Genomic DNA, 13,177 nt, shown 5'->3' on the forward strand with positions numbered 1-13,177 from the left:
GCCTTAGGAAGCGACGGCGGCGGAGTCGGCCGAGCCGATTCCCGCTGCCTGCAGTGCTGCGCTGATGCGGTCGCCGACCTCGTCGACGCTGCCGAGGCCGTCGACGTCGATCAGCAGGCCACGCTCGCGGAAGACCTCGACCAGCGGGGCCGTCTCGCGGAGGTAAACCTCCTGGCGGTGGCGGATGGCCTCTTCGGTGTCGTCGGCGCGGCCCTGCTCGTGGGCGCGCTTGGTGAGCCGGACGATGAGCTCCTCCTGGTCGGCGACCAGGCGGATCACGGCCTCGAGGGGCTGACCCTTCTTCTCCAACAGCGCGTCCAGGTAGTGCACCTGCTCCAGCGTGCGGGGGTAGCCGTCGAGGAGGAAGCCGTTGGCGGCGTCCGCCTCGTCGAGGCGCGAGGCCACGATCTCGTTGGTGAGCGAGTCCGGCACGTAGTCGCCGGCGGCGACGATCGCCTTGACGCGCAGGCCGAGCTCGGTCTCGTTCGTGATGTGGAAGCGGAAGATGTCGCCGGTCGAGATGTCGGGGATCCCGAACGTCGCGCCGATGCGCTTGGCCTGAGTGCCCTTGCCGGCGCCGGGCGGGCCGACGATCAGGAGGCGCGCGCCTCGGGCGATGTTGCTCTCTGCGGTGGTAGTGCTCATCGCAGCAACCCTTCGTAGTGACGCTGCTGCAGCTGCGAGTCGATCTGCTTGACCGTCTCGAGACCAACACCAACGATGATCAAGATGGACGCGCCGCCGAACGGGAAGTTCTGGTCGGCGCCGACCGCGGAGAACGCGACCAGCGGCAGCAGGGCGATGATGCCCAGGTACAGCGCGCCGGGAAGCGTAATGCGGGTGAGCACATAGTCGAGGTACTCGGCGGTGGGTCGACCGGCACGGATGCCGGGGATGAAGCCACCGTACTTCTTCATGTTGTCAGCGACCTCTTCAGGGTTGAAGGTGATGGCGACGTAGAAGTAGGTGAAGCCGACGATGAGCAGGAAGTACAGCGCCATGTAGAGGGGCTGGCCGCCGCCGGTGAGGTTCGCGGTGACCCAGAGCACCCACGGCTGCGGCTCCTGGCCGGGTGCCGGCTGGTTGAACTGCGCGATCAGGGCGGGCAGGTAGAGCAGCGAGGAGGCGAAGATCACGGGGATCACGCCGGCCATGTTGACCTTGATCGGGATGTAGGTGTTGTTGCCGCCGTAGGTGCGGCGCCCCACCATGCGCTTGGCGTACTGCACAGGGATGCGTCGTTGCGATTGCTCGACGAAGACGACGGCGGCGACGACCACGAGCCCGATGGCGATCACGATGGCGAGGGTTCCCCAGCCCTTGGACGCGGCAATGCGGCCGAGCGAGTTCGGGAACATGGCGGCGATCGAGGTGAAGATCAGCAGCGACATGCCGTTGCCGACGCCGCGCTCGGTGATGAGCTCACCCATCCACATGATGACACCGGTACCGGCGGTCATCGTGAGGACCATCAGCATGATGGCGTACCAGGCGTCGTTGGTCAGCAGCTGGGTACATGCCGGGCCGCCAGAGCTGCCGAACAGCGCGCCACTGCGGGCGACGGTGATCAGAGTGGTCGACTGCAGCACTGCCAGCGCGATGGTGAGGTATCGGGTGTACTGCGTCAGCGTTGACTGACCCGACTGACCCTCCTTGTAGAGGGTCTCAAAGTGTGGGATGACCACGCGCAGCAGCTGCACGATGATCGAGGCCGTGATGTACGGCATGATGCCCAGCGCGAAGATGGAGAGCTGGAGGAGGGCTCCACCGCTGAACAGGTTGACGAGCTCGTAGAGACCTGAGGTGTCCGAGGTAGCCGCGAGACACTGCTGCACGCTGTTGAAGTCAACGAACGGCGCCGGGATAAACGAGCCCAGTCGGAACAGGGCAACCATGCCCAAGGTGAATCCGATCTTCCTGCGAAGATCGGGCGTGCGGAAGATCCGCGCGATGGCGCTAAACACAAGGCCTCCTGTAATTCCGTGAAGAATCAGTCACTGCAATCACACCCATTGTGTGAATCGAGCCTGCCGGGCCCCCACGAATACTACGCGAGGTCCCGGCAGGCTCGTTACAACTACTGGTGCTTTTAGTTGATTGATCCGCCAGCGGCGACGATCTTGGCCTCGGCGGAGCCGGAGACCTTGTCGACGGTGACATTCAGCTTAACGCTGATGTCGCCCTCGCCGAGAACCTTGACCTTCTCGTTGTTGCGCACCGCACCCTTGGCGACGAGGTCGCCAATGGTGACGTCTCCACCGTTGGGGTACAGCTCGGCGAGCTTGTCCAGGTTCACAACCTGGTACTCAACGCGGAACGGGTTCTTGAAGCCACGCAGCTTGGGGGTGCGCATGTGCAGAGGCATCTGCCCACCCTCGAAGCCGATGCGAACCTGGTAGCGGGCCTTGGTGCCCTTGGTGCCGCGACCCGCGGTCTTACCCTTGGATCCCTCACCACGACCAACACGGGTCTTGGCCTTCTTGGCGCCGGGAGCCGGACGAAGGTGGTGCACCTTCAGAACCTGCTCGCGGGCCTCGACGACCTCAGCCTTGGCCGGAGCCTTGGCAGCTGCAGCCTTGGCCGGAGCCTTGGTTGCGGCCTTCTTGGCCGGAGCCTTGACGGCGTCCTTCTCTGCTGTTTCCTTGGCGTCAGCCATTAGTCAATCTCCTCGACCTTGACAAGGTGAGCGACAGTCTTGACGTACCCGCGGTTCTGCGGGGTGTCTTCACGAACGACAACGTCACCGATGCGCTTGAGACCCAGGCTGCGAAGCGTGTCGCGCTGGTACTGCTTCTCACTAACTTTGGACTTGATCTGCGTAACCTTGAGCTGCGCGGCCATTACGCACCTGCCTTCGCTGCTGCGGCGGCCTCGGCTGCCTGAGCCTCTGCACGAAGCAGACGAGCCGGGGCGACCTCGTCGTAGGGGAGCCCACGACGGGCGGCAACTGCACGAGGTTCCTCGAGCTGCTGCAGGGCTGCGACGGTTGCGTGCACGATGTTGATCGTGTTCGAAGAACCGAGCGACTTGCTCAGAACGTCGTGGATGCCAGCGCACTCGAGGACGGCGCGAACCGGGCCACCGGCGATAACACCGGTACCGGCAGCGGCCGGACGCAGCAGGACGACGCCGGCTGCAGCCTCACCCTGCACGGGGTGCGGGATGGTGCTGGCGACGCGGGGGACGCGGAAGAAGTTCTTCTTCGCTTCCTCGACGCCCTTGGAGATGGCGGTCGGGACCTCGCGGGCCTTGCCGTAGCCAACGCCAACGAGTCCGTTGCCATCGCCGACGACGACGAGAGCGGTGAAGCTGAAGCGACGACCACCCTTGACGACCTTCGACACGCGGTTGATGGTGACAACGCGCTCCAGGAACTGGCTCTTCTCAGCGTCGCGGGCTCCGCGATCGCCGCGGTTGGGGTTGCGCTCACGGCCGCCGCGACGAGCCTCACGCTCGTTCTGGGCGGGAGCCGTCGATGCAGCGGTCTCCACCGGTGCCTCTACAGCCACCTCTTGCTCCTTAGTAATCTCGCTCACAGCTTGAGCCCTGCCTCTCGCGCTCCATCGGCAACAGCAGCGATACGACCTGCGTACTTGCTACCACCACGGTCGAAAACGACTGCGTCAATGCCGGCAGCCTGCGCGCGCGCGGCGACGAGCTCGCCGATCTTGCGGGCCTTGGCCGACTTGTCGCCGTCGAAGGTGCGCATGTCTGCTTCCATGGTCGACGCCGAGGCCACGGTGTGGCCCTTGCTGTCGTCCACGACCTGCACGAAGATGTGACGAGCCGAACGGTTGACGACGAGGCGCGGACGAACCGCGGTGCCCTCGATCTTCTTGCGAAGTCGGGTGTGGCGACGTGTGCGCGCAGCCGACTTGCTCTTTCCTCTGGTTCCGAGACCCATGGTTACTTACCAGCCTTTCCGGCCTTACGACGGACAACCTCGCCGGCGTAGCGGATGCCCTTGCCCTTGTAGGGCTCCGGCTTCTTGATCTTGCGGATGTTGGCGGCAACCTCACCGACGGCCTGCTTGTCGATGCCTGCAACGGTGAGCTTGGTGTTGCCCTCGACCGTGAAGGTGATGCCCTCAGGGGCATCAACCGTGACGGGGTGCGAGAAGCCGAGAGCGAACTCGAGCGAGTTGCCCTTCTGCGCGACGCGGTAACCGGTGCCGACGATCTCGAGGCCCTTGGAGTAGCCCTCGGTGACGCCGATGATGTTGTTTGCGATGAGCGTGCGCGTGAGGCCGTGCAGCGAGCGCGATGCGCGCTCGTCGTCGGGACGAGTGACCAGGACCTGGTTCTCCTCGACCTTGGCCTCGATCGGGCTGGCGATGACGAGCGAGAGCTCGCCCTTCGGGCCCTTGACGGCGACGTTCTGGCCCGAGATCGTCACAGTGACGCCTGCGGGAATGTCAATGGGAAGTCGACCAATACGTGACATAGGTGGTTACCACACGTAGGCGAGGACTTCCCCACCCACGCCCTTCTTCTCGGCCTGGCGGTCCGTGAGGAGGCCGCTGGAGGTGGACAGAATGGCAACACCGAGGCCACCGAGAACCGTGGGGATCTCGGTCGACTTTGCGTAAACGCGGAGGCCGGGCTTCGAGACACGCTTGATGCCAACGATCGAGCGCTCACGGTTGGGGCCGAACTTGAGGGCCAGCGTGAGGGTCTGTCCGACCTTCGCGTCGGTGACCTCGAAGCCGGAGATGTAACCCTCACGCTTGAGGATTTCAGCAATGTGCGACTTGAGCTTGCTGTGCGGCATAGACACGGTGTCGTGGTACGCCGAGTTAGCGTTGCGCAGTCTGGTCAGCATGTCTGCGACCGGATCTGTCATCGTCATATGGATGCATTTCCTTCATTCACCAGGTTTCGACGCGCTTTACAAGGGCGCCGACCTGTGGTGCTGGGGCGCATGCGGTTGCATACGCCCGGTATTAGGTTGGCTCCCTGCGCAAGCAAGGAGCCAACCTATAGATACTACTAGGAGTTCTCGGCCGTCTTGAACGGGAAGCCGAGCGCCTTGAGCAGCGCGCGACCCTGTTCGTCGTTCTTGGCAGTCGTCACAACAGTGATGTCCATGCCGCGAACGCGGTCGATCTTGTCCTGGTCGATTTCGTGGAACATAACCTGCTCGGTCAGACCGAAGGTGTAGTTGCCATTGCCATCGAACTGCTTGTCCGACAGGCCGCGGAAGTCGCGGATGCGGGGCAGGGCGAGGGACAGCGTGCGGTCCAGGAACTCCCACATGCGGTCGCCACGAAGCGTGACGTGGGCGCCGATGGGCTGGCCCTCACGCAGCTTGAACTGGGCGATCGACTTGCGAGCCTTGGTGACCTGCGGCTTCTGACCGGTGATCTTGGTCAGGTCGGCAACTGCGCCATCGATGATCTTGCCATCGCGGGCTGCCTCACCGACACCCATGTTCACGACGATCTTGACGAGTCCGGGGATCTGGTTGACGTTCGTCAGGCCGAGCTCGGCCTTCAGAGCGTCAGAGATCTCTCCCTGGAACTTCGCCTTGAGACGCGGCTGGATTTTGCCAGTAGCGATGTCAGTCATTAGAGGTCCTTACCTGACTTCTTGGCGTAACGAACGCGGACCGTCTTGGTGACGCCGTCCTTCGTTACTTCCTCATTGCGGAAACCGACGCGCGTGGGCTTCTTGGTCTCGGGGTCGACGAGCGCAACGTTGGACACGTGGATCGATGCCTCGTGCTTCTCGATGCCGCCCGTCTTGGTGCCACCCTGAGTCTGGCCGACGCGAACGTGCTTGGTGACGAAGTTGACACCCTCCACGATCACGCGGTTCTTCTCAACGAGGACCTGGATGACCTTGCCCTGCTTGCCGCGGTCACCGCCCTTTTCCTGGCGGCGGCCGGTGATGACCTCTACGAGGTCACCCTTCTTGATGTTCGCCATGACTTAGATAACCTCCGGTGCCAACGAGATGATCTTCATGAACTTCTTGTCACGAAGCTCACGGCCGACCGGGCCGAAGATACGGGTACCGCGGGGGTCACCGTCGTTCTTCAGGATCACTGCGGCGTTCTCGTCGAACTTGATGTAGGAACCGTCGGGACGACGGGTCTGCTTTTTGACGCGCACGACGACAGCCTTGACGACGTCGCCCTTCTTGACGTTGCCGCCGGGGATTGCGTCCTTGACGGTGGCAACGATGACGTCACCGATGCCGGCGTAGCGACGGCCGGAGCCGCCGAGAACGCGAATGGTGAGAAGCTCCTTGGCGCCGGTGTTGTCGGCGACCTTGAGCCGTGATTCTTGCTGAAGCACTTCTAACTCCTTCTACGAAGCAAGCCCGAGGGCTTACTTGGCCTTCTCGAGAATCTCGACCAGGCGCCAGCGCTTGGAGGCGCTGAGGGGGCGGGTCTCGCTGATGACAACGAGGTCGCCGATGCCCGCGGAGTTCAGCTCGTCGTGAGCCTTCACCTTGGACGTGCGGCGGATGACCTTGCCGTACAGGGGGTGCTTCACGCGGTCTTCGACCTCAACGACGATGGTCTTGTCCATCTTGTCGCTGGTGACGTAGCCACGACGGGTCTTGCGGTAGCCGCGAGCGAGTTCGGTCGTCTCGGCGACCTCGGCTGCAGCAGCCTTCTTGGTCTCAGCCATGACTAGGCCTCCTTCGTCTCTTCAGCCGAAGGAGCCTCAGCGGCGTCCTTCTTGGCCTTGGTCTTCTTCTCAGCCTTGGCAGGAACCTCGACCGGTGCGGGCGTGGCACGAATGCCCAGCTCGCGCTCACGGAGAACCGTGTAGATACGAGCGATGTCGCGCTTGACCGCACGCAGGCGGCCGTGGCTCTCGAGCTGACCGGTGGCCGACTGGAAGCGCAGGTTGAACAGCTCCTCCTTGGCCTTCTTCAGCTCGTCGACGAGACGCTCGTCTTCAAATGTGTCCAGCTCGACGCTTGCGAGCTCCTTGGATCCGATCGCCATTATGCGTCGCCCTCCTCGCGCTTGATGATGCGTGCCTTGAGGGGCAGCTTGTGAATTGCACGGGTCAGTGCCTCGCGGGCCAGTGTCTCGGGGACACCGGCAACCTCGAAGAGCACGCGGCCCGGCTTGACGTTAGCGACCCACCACTCGACGGAACCCTTACCGGAACCCATGCGGGTTTCGGCCGGCTTCTTGGTCAACGGACGGTCAGGGTAGATGTTGATCCACACCTTTCCGCCACGCTTGATGTGACGCGTCATGGCGATACGAGCGGACTCGATCTGACGGTTGGTCACATAAGCGGGGGTCAGGGCCTGGATACCGAACTCACCGAAGGAAACCTTGGTGCCACCGGTAGCCTGGCCGCTACGACCCGGGTGGTGCTGCTTGCGGTGCTTGACTTTACGTGGAATCAACATGGTTATGCCTCAACTCCTGCTGCGACCGGCGCCTGTGCCTCTGCACGGGGTGCACGGCGCGGGCGGTCGTCACGACGCTCGGGGCGGGACGACTTCTGGTTCGCCTGCTCGCGAGCGAGTTCCTTGTTGGTGATGTCACCCTTGTAGATCCAGACCTTCACGCCGATGCGGCCGAAGGTGGTCTTTGCCTCGTAGAAGCCGTAGTCGATGTTCGCGCGCAGGGTGTGCAGGGGCACACGGCCTTCGCGGTAGAACTCCGAGCGGCTCATCTCGGCGCCGCCGAGGCGGCCGGAGACCTGGATACGAACACCCTTGACTGCGGGGGTCCGCTGAGCGCCCTGCAGGCCCTTACGCATTGCGCGGCGGAAGGCCACACGTGCGGAGAGCTGCTCGGCAATGCCCTGAGCAACGAGCTGAGCGTCGGCCTCGGGGTTCTTGACCTCGAGGATGTTCAGCTGGATCTGCTTCTTCGTGAGCTTCTCGAGGTCGGCGCGGATGCGCTCGGCCTCTGCACCACGACGACCGATCACGATGCCCGGACGGGCGGTGTGAATGTCGACGCGGACACGGTCACGGGTGCGCTCGATCTCGATGCGCGAAACGCCGGCACGGTCGAGCGAGGTGCTCAGCATGCGACGGATCTTGACGTCTTCCGCGACGAAGTCGCGGTAACGCTGCCCGGGCTTCGTGCTGTCAGAGAACCAACGCGACACGTGGTCGGTGGTGATTCCCAGACGGAAGCCATAGGGGTTTACTTTCTGACCCATTACTTCGTGCCCTCCTCAGGAGTGGTGAGCACAACAGTGATGTGGCTGGTGCGCTTCAGAATCTGGAATGCGCGGCCCTGTGCGCGCGGCTGGAAACGCTTGAGGGTTGCACCCTCGTCCACGAATGCCTGCGAGATGAACAGATCCTGCTCATCAAGGAAGGTGTTCGAGGCGTCTGCCTTGACTCGCGCATTGGCGATTGCCGAGGCAACCAGCTTGTACACGGGCTCGCTCGCACCCTGAGGGGCGAACTTCAGGATTGCCAGAGCTTCCTGTGCCTGCTTGCCGCGGATCAGGTTGACAACGCGACGAGCCTTCTGGGGGGTGACGCGGATGTGTCGCACGCGTGCGATCGACTCCACCATTTCTTCTCCTCCTTCACGTCACCGCGTTAGCGGCGACGGCCCTTCTTGTCGTCCTTCACGTGACCACGGAAGGTGCGAGTGGGCGCGAACTCGCCGAGCTTGTGCCCGACCATGGTTTCGGTGACGAACACCGGAATGTGCTTGCGACCGTCGTGCACTGCGATGGTGTGTCCCAGCATGGCGGGGATGATCATCGAGCGGCGCGACCAGGTCTTGATCACGTTCTTGTTGTTGGCTTCGTTCGCCGTGATCACCTTGCGGAGCAGGTGGTCATCAACGAAGGGGCCCTTCTTAAGACTGCGTGGCATCTTCTACAACTCCTACTTACGCTTCTTGCCGACATTGCGTCGACGAACAATGAGCTGGTCGCTGGGAAGGTTGCGCTTGCGTGTGCGGCCTTCCTTCTGGCCCCAGGGGCTGACCGGGTGACGTCCACCGGAGGTCTTACCCTCACCACCACCGTGCGGGTGGTCGACCGGGTTCATAGCGACACCACGCACGGTCGGGCGAACGCCCTTCCAGCGCATACGGCCGGCCTTACCCCAGTTGATGTTCGACTGCTCGGCGTTGCCGACCTCGCCGATCGTGGCGCGGCAGCGCGCGTCGACGTTGCGGATTTCGCCCGACGGCAGACGAAGCTGCGCGTAGGGGCCGTCCTTGGCGACGAGACGAACCGATGCACCGGCCGAGCGGGCCATCTTCGCGCCGCCACCGGGGCGGAGCTCGATCGCGTGAATCACGGTACCGGTGGGGATGTTCTTCAGCGGCAGGTTGTTGCCGGGCTTGATGTCAGCGCCGGGACCCGACTCGACAATGTCACCCTGCGACAGCTTGTTCGGAGCGATGATGTAGCGCTTCGTGCCATCGACGTAGTGCAGAAGAGCAATACGTGCAGTGCGGTTGGGGTCGTACTCGATGTGAGCGACCTTCGCGTTGATGCCGTCCTTGTCATTGCGCTTGAAGTCAATGACACGGTACTGGCGCTTGTGGCCACCACCGATGTGACGGGTCGTGATGCGTCCCTGGTTGTTACGTCCACCGGTCTTGGGCAGCGGGCGCAGCAGCGACTTCTCGGGGGTCGAGCGGGTGATCTCTGCGAAGTCCGCAACAGAAGATCCGCGACGACCCGGGGTCGTGGGCTTGTACTTACGAATAGCCATGTTTTTCCTCTGCTCCCTAGCCGACAGCCGTGAAGATGTCGATGGAACCGGACTTGAGCGTGACAATGGCACGCTTGGTGTCCTTGCGCTTGCCCATGCCGAACTTGGTGCGGCGGGTCTTGCCCTGACGGTTCAGGGTGTTGATGGACGCGACCTCGACGTTGAAGATCTTCTCGATAGCGAGCTTGATCTCAGTCTTGTTCGAGCGGGGGTCCACGACGAAGGTGTACTTACCCTGGTCGATCAGGCCGTAGCTCTTCTCGGAAACGACCGGAGCGATGATGACGTCGCGCGGGTCCTTGTTCTGAGTGGCGCTCATGCGGAGACCTCTTCCTTCTTGCTCTTCGAAGCGATGAACGCCTCGAGCGCAGCCTTGGTGAAGACGATGTCGTCAGAGACGAGCACGTCGTAGGCGTTCAGCTGGTCGGCCTGCAGCACGTGCACCGACGGGATGTTGCGCACGGCCTTGGCGTTCGCAACGTCACCGCGCTCGAGCACGACGAGAACGTGCTTCGAGGTTGCGACGTGAGCGAGGAGCCCAAGAGCGGCCTGCGTGTTCGGGGTCTCGTTCAGAACGAGAGACTCGACAGCGTGCACGCGTGCTCCACGAGCGCGGTCCGAGAGCGAGCCGAGCAGAGCAGCGGCAATCATCTTCTTGGGGGTGCGCTGCTCGTAGTTACGAGGCGTCGGGCCGTGGACAATTCCACCACCGGTCATCTGAGGGGCGCGGATCGAGCCCTGACGAGCGCGACCGGTTCCCTTCTGCTTGAACGGCTTGCGGCCTGCACCAGAAACCTCGCCGCGACCCTTGGTCTTGTGCGTGCCCTGGCGTGCGGCAGCGAGCTGCGCGACAACGACCTGGTGGATGAGCGGAACGTTCGTCGGAACGTCAAAGAGCTCGGCGGGCAGCTCGATGGAGCCGGCCTTCTTGCCCTTCACGTCGACGACGTCGATGGTGTTGGTAGCGGTAGCCATCTGGTTACGCCCCCTTCACTGCGTTGCGAACGAAAACGAGACGGCCGCGAGCACCGGGAACGGCACCCTTGACCAGCAGGAGGCCCTTCTCGGCGTCAACCGAGTGCACCTTGAGGTTGAGCACGGTGACGCGCTCTCCACCCATGCGACCGGCCATGCGCATGCCCTTGAAGACACGGCTCGGGGTCGAGGAAGCACCGATGGAGCCGGGCTTGCGGTGGTTGCGGTGTGCACCGTGCGAAGCGGAAACACCCTTGAAGTTGTGACGCTTCATGACACCGGCGAAACCCTTGCCCTTCGAGGTGCCCATGACGTCGACCAGCTGGCCGGCCTCGAAGGTTCCCTCGACGGTGAGCTCCTGGCCAGCGCTGTAGTCAGCGGCATCCGCGGTGCGAACCTCGGTGACGTGACGGCGAGGCGTGACGCCAGCCTTCTCGAAGTGACCAGCGGCAGGCTTGTTCACCTTGCGCGGGTCGATCTGGCCGGACGCGATCTGGACGGCGAGGTAGCCGTCGGTCTCGACGTTGCGAACCTGGGTGACCACGTTCGGGGCGATTTCAATGACGGTAACGGGAACAAGCTTGTTGTTCTCGTCCCAGACCTGGGTCATGCCGAGCTTCGTGCCGAGCAGTCCCTTGGAGGTCTTCGTATCTGCGTAAGACATCCCGGCCCCCTTAGAGCTTGATCTCGATGTTGACGTCTGCCGGCAGGTCGAGACGCATAAGCGAGTCGACGGCCTTGGGCGTCGGGTCGATGATGTCGATCAGACGCTTGTGGGTGCGCATTTCAAAGTGCTCCCGGCTGTCCTTGTACTTGTGAGGTGAACGGATGACGCACACCACGTTCTTCTCGGTCGGAAGCGGTACCGGGCCAACAACGGTGGCACCAGCACGGGTGACCGTGTCAACGATCTTGCGAGCGGAGGTATCGATTACCTCGTGGTCGTAAGACTTAAGTCGAATGCGGATCTTCTGTCCCGCCATGTCTGACTCTCTCTCTGTCAAGGCGTCTTACATCCGGTTGGCTGCATTGGACGCCGTCGTAGTACTTCGTAAGTCGCACCACTATTTATCTGTCAATCGGGCGGCTCTGGGCCGAGGCCCGCACCACCCTCATCACCCCACTGTTCGGGCCGAGGCCGTCACGGCGCAGAGCGAAGCTCTGGGCATGGCTGTGATGAAGTTTGTTCTGCTCCCCGCGGCCTAGCTCGATCGGTTCTCACAGCGGAGAACCGGGGCGAAACTATGCACTACCTGGCAGTGATCCCGTCGGTGTGCGCAGCACGAACGACGGAAATGTTGAACTGGACAAGTTTGCCACAAATCAGGGGCAAGTGCAACCCGGGCGTGTCGCGCTCGGCGGGCGCGACTCCCCCGTCATTCCGGGGCAGTCGCCGTGCTCGGATCAGGCGGATGCAGCGAGTTCACGGGTTCGCGCCCGGTGCAGCAACAGCACGCAGGCGAGCATGACAAGGCCGGCCACTAGCAGCGGGATTGCCCCGTGCCCGGTGAAGCGGAGCAGCAGTGCGCCGATCGCGCCGCCTGCGCCCATCGCGACGACGGCGAAGACGCGCCGCGGCCATTTCTCGCCCGGCCCGCCGGCGAGCCGGCTGTCGATCGCGAGGTTGGCCAGGGTGCTGGTGACGACGATCGTGCTCACGTCACTGATGCCCGTCGAGCGCACGCTCGCCGCCTGTGCACCCATGACGAGCGCGAGCACCGCAGTGACCCCGAGCATGGTGCCCTCGTCCAGGGTGCCGACGACGAGCCAGAACACGGCCAGCGCGACGGTGAACGCGGCCCCGCCGACCAAGACGAGGAGGTTGGCGGTCGGCAGCCGGCTGCCGTGCCTCCGGCCCCGCAGCACGCGTGCGGCCACGAGCGCGCCCAGCAGGAAGCCGACCAGCGCGAGCGTGTTGTTCAGCAGCGGGATGTCGCCCTCCCCCGCCAGTGCGAAGCCGATGAACAGCACGTTGCCCGTCATGTTGCCGGTGAAGACCCTGTCCAGCGCGAGGTAGCTGACCGCGTCGACGACGCCGGTGGCGAGCGTGAGCAGGAGCAGCGCGGGCAGGTAGAAGCGATCGGCCTGCTTCTTGTCGAATGGGGCGCGCGTGGCATCCGTCATGGTTGACCTCCGCAGACGACTTTAGCGAAGCCCGCGATGCGGCCCCGCCGTGGCGGTCGTGCACCGCAGGTCGTGCACAGCAAAGCGGGGCCGAGCTTGCGCTCGGCCCCGCCCAGGATTTGTGGGATTGCTCCCGGGAAGCCTCTACTCGTTGCCGACGGCCCCGTCGGCCGCGTTGCGCGCGGTGTCGACGTGGTCGGCGAACTTGTCGCCGCTGACCTTGTTGGCGAGGCCGGCCGCCCCGTCGAGGAGCTTGTCGCTGATGCCTTCAGCCTGCTCGCTCTTCAGGAAATCCTTGGCCTGGTTGGTCAGATCTTCGATACCCATACTCGCCCCTTTCGTCGCGGCACGCGTGCCGAGCGGCGCGCATACCTCCATTCTTGTTCCGCTCCCTGAATATGTACAGA

At 63.5% G+C, this 13,177-nt stretch carries 24 protein-coding genes; all 24 read right to left on the bottom strand.

The genetic code is table 11. The annotated features are described in order from the left end of the window. Positions 1–3: 3 nt before the first annotated feature. The gene (locus GY24_RS02645; RefSeq protein WP_104474251.1) at positions 4–645 is read right to left on the bottom strand and encodes an adenylate kinase; all 642 of its coding nucleotides are present in this window, start codon (positions 643–645) and stop codon (positions 4–6) included. Next, a complete protein-coding gene (gene secY / locus GY24_RS02650; RefSeq protein ID WP_083363065.1) occupies positions 642–1,964 on the bottom strand; it encodes a preprotein translocase subunit SecY in 1,323 nt (440 codons plus the stop codon). Before secY ends, GY24_RS02645 begins: the two co-directional genes overlap by 4 nt. Positions 1,965–2,089: 125 nt before the next feature. Then, a complete protein-coding gene (gene rplO, locus GY24_RS02655; RefSeq protein WP_104474252.1) occupies positions 2,090–2,656 on the bottom strand; it encodes a 50S ribosomal protein L15 in 567 nt (188 codons plus the stop codon). Further along, complete coding sequence (gene rpmD / locus GY24_RS02660) at positions 2,656–2,841, bottom strand: 50S ribosomal protein L30 (protein ID WP_083363063.1); 186 nt, start codon at positions 2,839–2,841, stop codon at positions 2,656–2,658. The genes rplO and rpmD overlap by 1 nt, the downstream gene beginning before the upstream one ends. Beyond that, positions 2,841–3,536, bottom strand: coding sequence for a 30S ribosomal protein S5 (rpsE, locus tag GY24_RS02665; protein ID WP_083363062.1), 696 nt, complete (start codon positions 3,534–3,536; stop codon positions 2,841–2,843). Before rpsE ends, rpmD begins: the two co-directional genes overlap by 1 nt. Continuing rightward, entirely contained in the window at positions 3,533–3,904 is a 372-nt protein-coding gene (gene rplR, locus GY24_RS02670) for a 50S ribosomal protein L18 (RefSeq protein ID WP_083363061.1), read from the bottom strand. The genes rpsE and rplR overlap by 4 nt, the downstream gene beginning before the upstream one ends. A 2-nt stretch (positions 3,905–3,906) precedes the next feature. Then, the gene (gene rplF / locus GY24_RS02675) at positions 3,907–4,443 is read right to left on the bottom strand and encodes a 50S ribosomal protein L6 (RefSeq protein WP_083363060.1); all 537 of its coding nucleotides are present in this window, start codon (positions 4,441–4,443) and stop codon (positions 3,907–3,909) included. A gap of 6 nt (positions 4,444–4,449) precedes the next feature. Continuing rightward, positions 4,450–4,848, bottom strand: a complete 399-nt coding sequence (gene rpsH, locus GY24_RS02680) for a 30S ribosomal protein S8 (protein ID WP_083363059.1) — start codon at positions 4,846–4,848, stop codon at positions 4,450–4,452. A gap of 140 nt (positions 4,849–4,988) precedes the next feature. Further along, complete coding sequence (gene rplE, locus GY24_RS02685) at positions 4,989–5,567, bottom strand: 50S ribosomal protein L5 (protein ID WP_104474253.1); 579 nt, start codon at positions 5,565–5,567, stop codon at positions 4,989–4,991. Further along, a complete protein-coding gene (rplX, locus tag GY24_RS02690) occupies positions 5,567–5,926 on the bottom strand; it encodes a 50S ribosomal protein L24 (RefSeq protein WP_083363058.1) in 360 nt (119 codons plus the stop codon). Before rplX ends, rplE begins: the two co-directional genes overlap by 1 nt. 3 nt (positions 5,927–5,929) lie before the next feature. Beyond that, positions 5,930–6,298, bottom strand: coding sequence for a 50S ribosomal protein L14 (gene rplN / locus GY24_RS02695; protein ID WP_047405432.1), 369 nt, complete (start codon positions 6,296–6,298; stop codon positions 5,930–5,932). A 33-nt stretch (positions 6,299–6,331) separates the two neighbouring features. Continuing rightward, the gene (rpsQ, locus tag GY24_RS02700; protein WP_083363057.1) at positions 6,332–6,637 is read right to left on the bottom strand and encodes a 30S ribosomal protein S17; all 306 of its coding nucleotides are present in this window, start codon (positions 6,635–6,637) and stop codon (positions 6,332–6,334) included. A 2-nt stretch (positions 6,638–6,639) separates the two neighbouring features. Next, positions 6,640–6,960: a 50S ribosomal protein L29 gene (gene rpmC, locus GY24_RS18000; RefSeq protein WP_083363056.1), complete on the bottom strand. Its 321-nt coding sequence runs from the start codon at positions 6,958–6,960 to the stop codon at positions 6,640–6,642. Then, positions 6,960–7,379, bottom strand: coding sequence for a 50S ribosomal protein L16 (gene rplP, locus GY24_RS02710; protein WP_083363055.1), 420 nt, complete (start codon positions 7,377–7,379; stop codon positions 6,960–6,962). The genes rpmC and rplP overlap by 1 nt, the downstream gene beginning before the upstream one ends. Positions 7,380–7,381: 2 nt before the next feature. Then, positions 7,382–8,146 (bottom strand): 30S ribosomal protein S3, encoded by a 765-nt coding sequence (gene rpsC, locus GY24_RS02715; protein ID WP_067225650.1) that lies wholly within the window; start codon positions 8,144–8,146, stop codon positions 7,382–7,384. Continuing rightward, complete coding sequence (gene rplV / locus GY24_RS02720; RefSeq protein WP_067225646.1) at positions 8,146–8,511, bottom strand: 50S ribosomal protein L22; 366 nt, start codon at positions 8,509–8,511, stop codon at positions 8,146–8,148. The genes rpsC and rplV overlap by 1 nt, the downstream gene beginning before the upstream one ends. A 26-nt stretch (positions 8,512–8,537) precedes the next feature. Then, on the bottom strand, positions 8,538–8,819 hold the full coding sequence (gene rpsS / locus GY24_RS02725) for a 30S ribosomal protein S19 (RefSeq protein ID WP_047405419.1): 282 nt from the start codon (positions 8,817–8,819) through the stop codon (positions 8,538–8,540). A gap of 12 nt (positions 8,820–8,831) precedes the next feature. Further along, the gene (gene rplB / locus GY24_RS02730; RefSeq protein ID WP_083363054.1) at positions 8,832–9,671 is read right to left on the bottom strand and encodes a 50S ribosomal protein L2; all 840 of its coding nucleotides are present in this window, start codon (positions 9,669–9,671) and stop codon (positions 8,832–8,834) included. A 16-nt stretch (positions 9,672–9,687) separates the two neighbouring features. Then, on the bottom strand, positions 9,688–9,990 hold the full coding sequence (gene rplW, locus GY24_RS02735) for a 50S ribosomal protein L23 (RefSeq protein ID WP_055834670.1): 303 nt from the start codon (positions 9,988–9,990) through the stop codon (positions 9,688–9,690). Next, positions 9,987–10,646 (bottom strand): 50S ribosomal protein L4, encoded by a 660-nt coding sequence (gene rplD / locus GY24_RS02740; RefSeq protein ID WP_083363053.1) that lies wholly within the window; start codon positions 10,644–10,646, stop codon positions 9,987–9,989. Before rplD ends, rplW begins: the two co-directional genes overlap by 4 nt. A 4-nt stretch (positions 10,647–10,650) precedes the next feature. Next, the gene (gene rplC / locus GY24_RS02745) at positions 10,651–11,310 is read right to left on the bottom strand and encodes a 50S ribosomal protein L3 (RefSeq protein ID WP_083363052.1); all 660 of its coding nucleotides are present in this window, start codon (positions 11,308–11,310) and stop codon (positions 10,651–10,653) included. 10 nt (positions 11,311–11,320) lie between these two features. Then, complete coding sequence (gene rpsJ / locus GY24_RS02750) at positions 11,321–11,629, bottom strand: 30S ribosomal protein S10 (protein ID WP_005050520.1); 309 nt, start codon at positions 11,627–11,629, stop codon at positions 11,321–11,323. Between the two features lie 421 nt (positions 11,630–12,050). Next, entirely contained in the window at positions 12,051–12,770 is a 720-nt protein-coding gene (locus GY24_RS02755) for a YoaK family protein (protein WP_104474254.1), read from the bottom strand. Positions 12,771–12,914: 144 nt separating this feature from the next. Then, positions 12,915–13,097, bottom strand: coding sequence for an antitoxin (locus GY24_RS02760; protein ID WP_083363050.1), 183 nt, complete (start codon positions 13,095–13,097; stop codon positions 12,915–12,917). Between the last annotated feature and the right edge of the window lie 80 nt (positions 13,098–13,177).

Origin of the sequence: Microterricola pindariensis (assembly GCF_002936985.1) — a bacterium.
In the GTDB taxonomy this organism is placed as follows: Bacteria; Actinomycetota; Actinomycetes; order Actinomycetales; family Microbacteriaceae; genus Microterricola; species Microterricola pindariensis.

What these genes read in the sequence shown, in the direction of transcription:
- GY24_RS02645 (WP_104474251.1), bottom strand. Translation starts at nt 645, where the DNA reads ATGAGCACTACCACCGCAGAGAGCAACATCGCCCGAGGCGCGCGCCTC.
- rpsC (WP_067225650.1), bottom strand. Translation starts at nt 8,146, where the DNA reads ATGGGTCAGAAAGTAAACCCCTATGGCTTCCGTCTGGGAATCACCACC.
- rplW (WP_055834670.1), bottom strand. Translation starts at nt 9,990, where the DNA reads ATGAGCGCCACTCAGAACAAGGACCCGCGCGACGTCATCATCGCTCCG.
- rpsS (WP_047405419.1), bottom strand. Translation starts at nt 8,819, where the DNA reads ATGCCACGCAGTCTTAAGAAGGGCCCCTTCGTTGATGACCACCTGCTC.
- rplR (WP_083363061.1), bottom strand. Translation starts at nt 3,904, where the DNA reads ATGGGTCTCGGAACCAGAGGAAAGAGCAAGTCGGCTGCGCGCACACGT.
- rplO (WP_104474252.1), bottom strand. Translation starts at nt 2,656, where the DNA reads ATGGCTGACGCCAAGGAAACAGCAGAGAAGGACGCCGTCAAGGCTCCG.
- rpmD (WP_083363063.1), bottom strand. Translation starts at nt 2,841, where the DNA reads ATGGCCGCGCAGCTCAAGGTTACGCAGATCAAGTCCAAAGTTAGTGAG.
- rpsQ (WP_083363057.1), bottom strand. Translation starts at nt 6,637, where the DNA reads ATGGCTGAGACCAAGAAGGCTGCTGCAGCCGAGGTCGCCGAGACGACC.
- rpsH (WP_083363059.1), bottom strand. Translation starts at nt 4,848, where the DNA reads ATGACGATGACAGATCCGGTCGCAGACATGCTGACCAGACTGCGCAAC.
- GY24_RS02755 (WP_104474254.1), bottom strand. Translation starts at nt 12,770, where the DNA reads ATGACGGATGCCACGCGCGCCCCATTCGACAAGAAGCAGGCCGATCGC.
- rplE (WP_104474253.1), bottom strand. Translation starts at nt 5,567, where the DNA reads ATGACTGACATCGCTACTGGCAAAATCCAGCCGCGTCTCAAGGCGAAG.
- rplB (WP_083363054.1), bottom strand. Translation starts at nt 9,671, where the DNA reads ATGGCTATTCGTAAGTACAAGCCCACGACCCCGGGTCGTCGCGGATCT.
- rplX (WP_083363058.1), bottom strand. Translation starts at nt 5,926, where the DNA reads ATGGCGAACATCAAGAAGGGTGACCTCGTAGAGGTCATCACCGGCCGC.
- GY24_RS02760 (WP_083363050.1), bottom strand. Translation starts at nt 13,097, where the DNA reads ATGGGTATCGAAGATCTGACCAACCAGGCCAAGGATTTCCTGAAGAGC.
- rplC (WP_083363052.1), bottom strand. Translation starts at nt 11,310, where the DNA reads ATGTCTTACGCAGATACGAAGACCTCCAAGGGACTGCTCGGCACGAAG.
- rplV (WP_067225646.1), bottom strand. Translation starts at nt 8,511, where the DNA reads ATGGTGGAGTCGATCGCACGCGTGCGACACATCCGCGTCACCCCCCAG.
- rplF (WP_083363060.1), bottom strand. Translation starts at nt 4,443, where the DNA reads ATGTCACGTATTGGTCGACTTCCCATTGACATTCCCGCAGGCGTCACT.
- rpsJ (WP_005050520.1), bottom strand. Translation starts at nt 11,629, where the DNA reads ATGGCGGGACAGAAGATCCGCATTCGACTTAAGTCTTACGACCACGAG.
- rplD (WP_083363053.1), bottom strand. Translation starts at nt 10,646, where the DNA reads ATGGCTACCGCTACCAACACCATCGACGTCGTCGACGTGAAGGGCAAG.
- rplP (WP_083363055.1), bottom strand. Translation starts at nt 7,379, where the DNA reads ATGTTGATTCCACGTAAAGTCAAGCACCGCAAGCAGCACCACCCGGGT.
- rpmC (WP_083363056.1), bottom strand. Translation starts at nt 6,960, where the DNA reads ATGGCGATCGGATCCAAGGAGCTCGCAAGCGTCGAGCTGGACACATTT.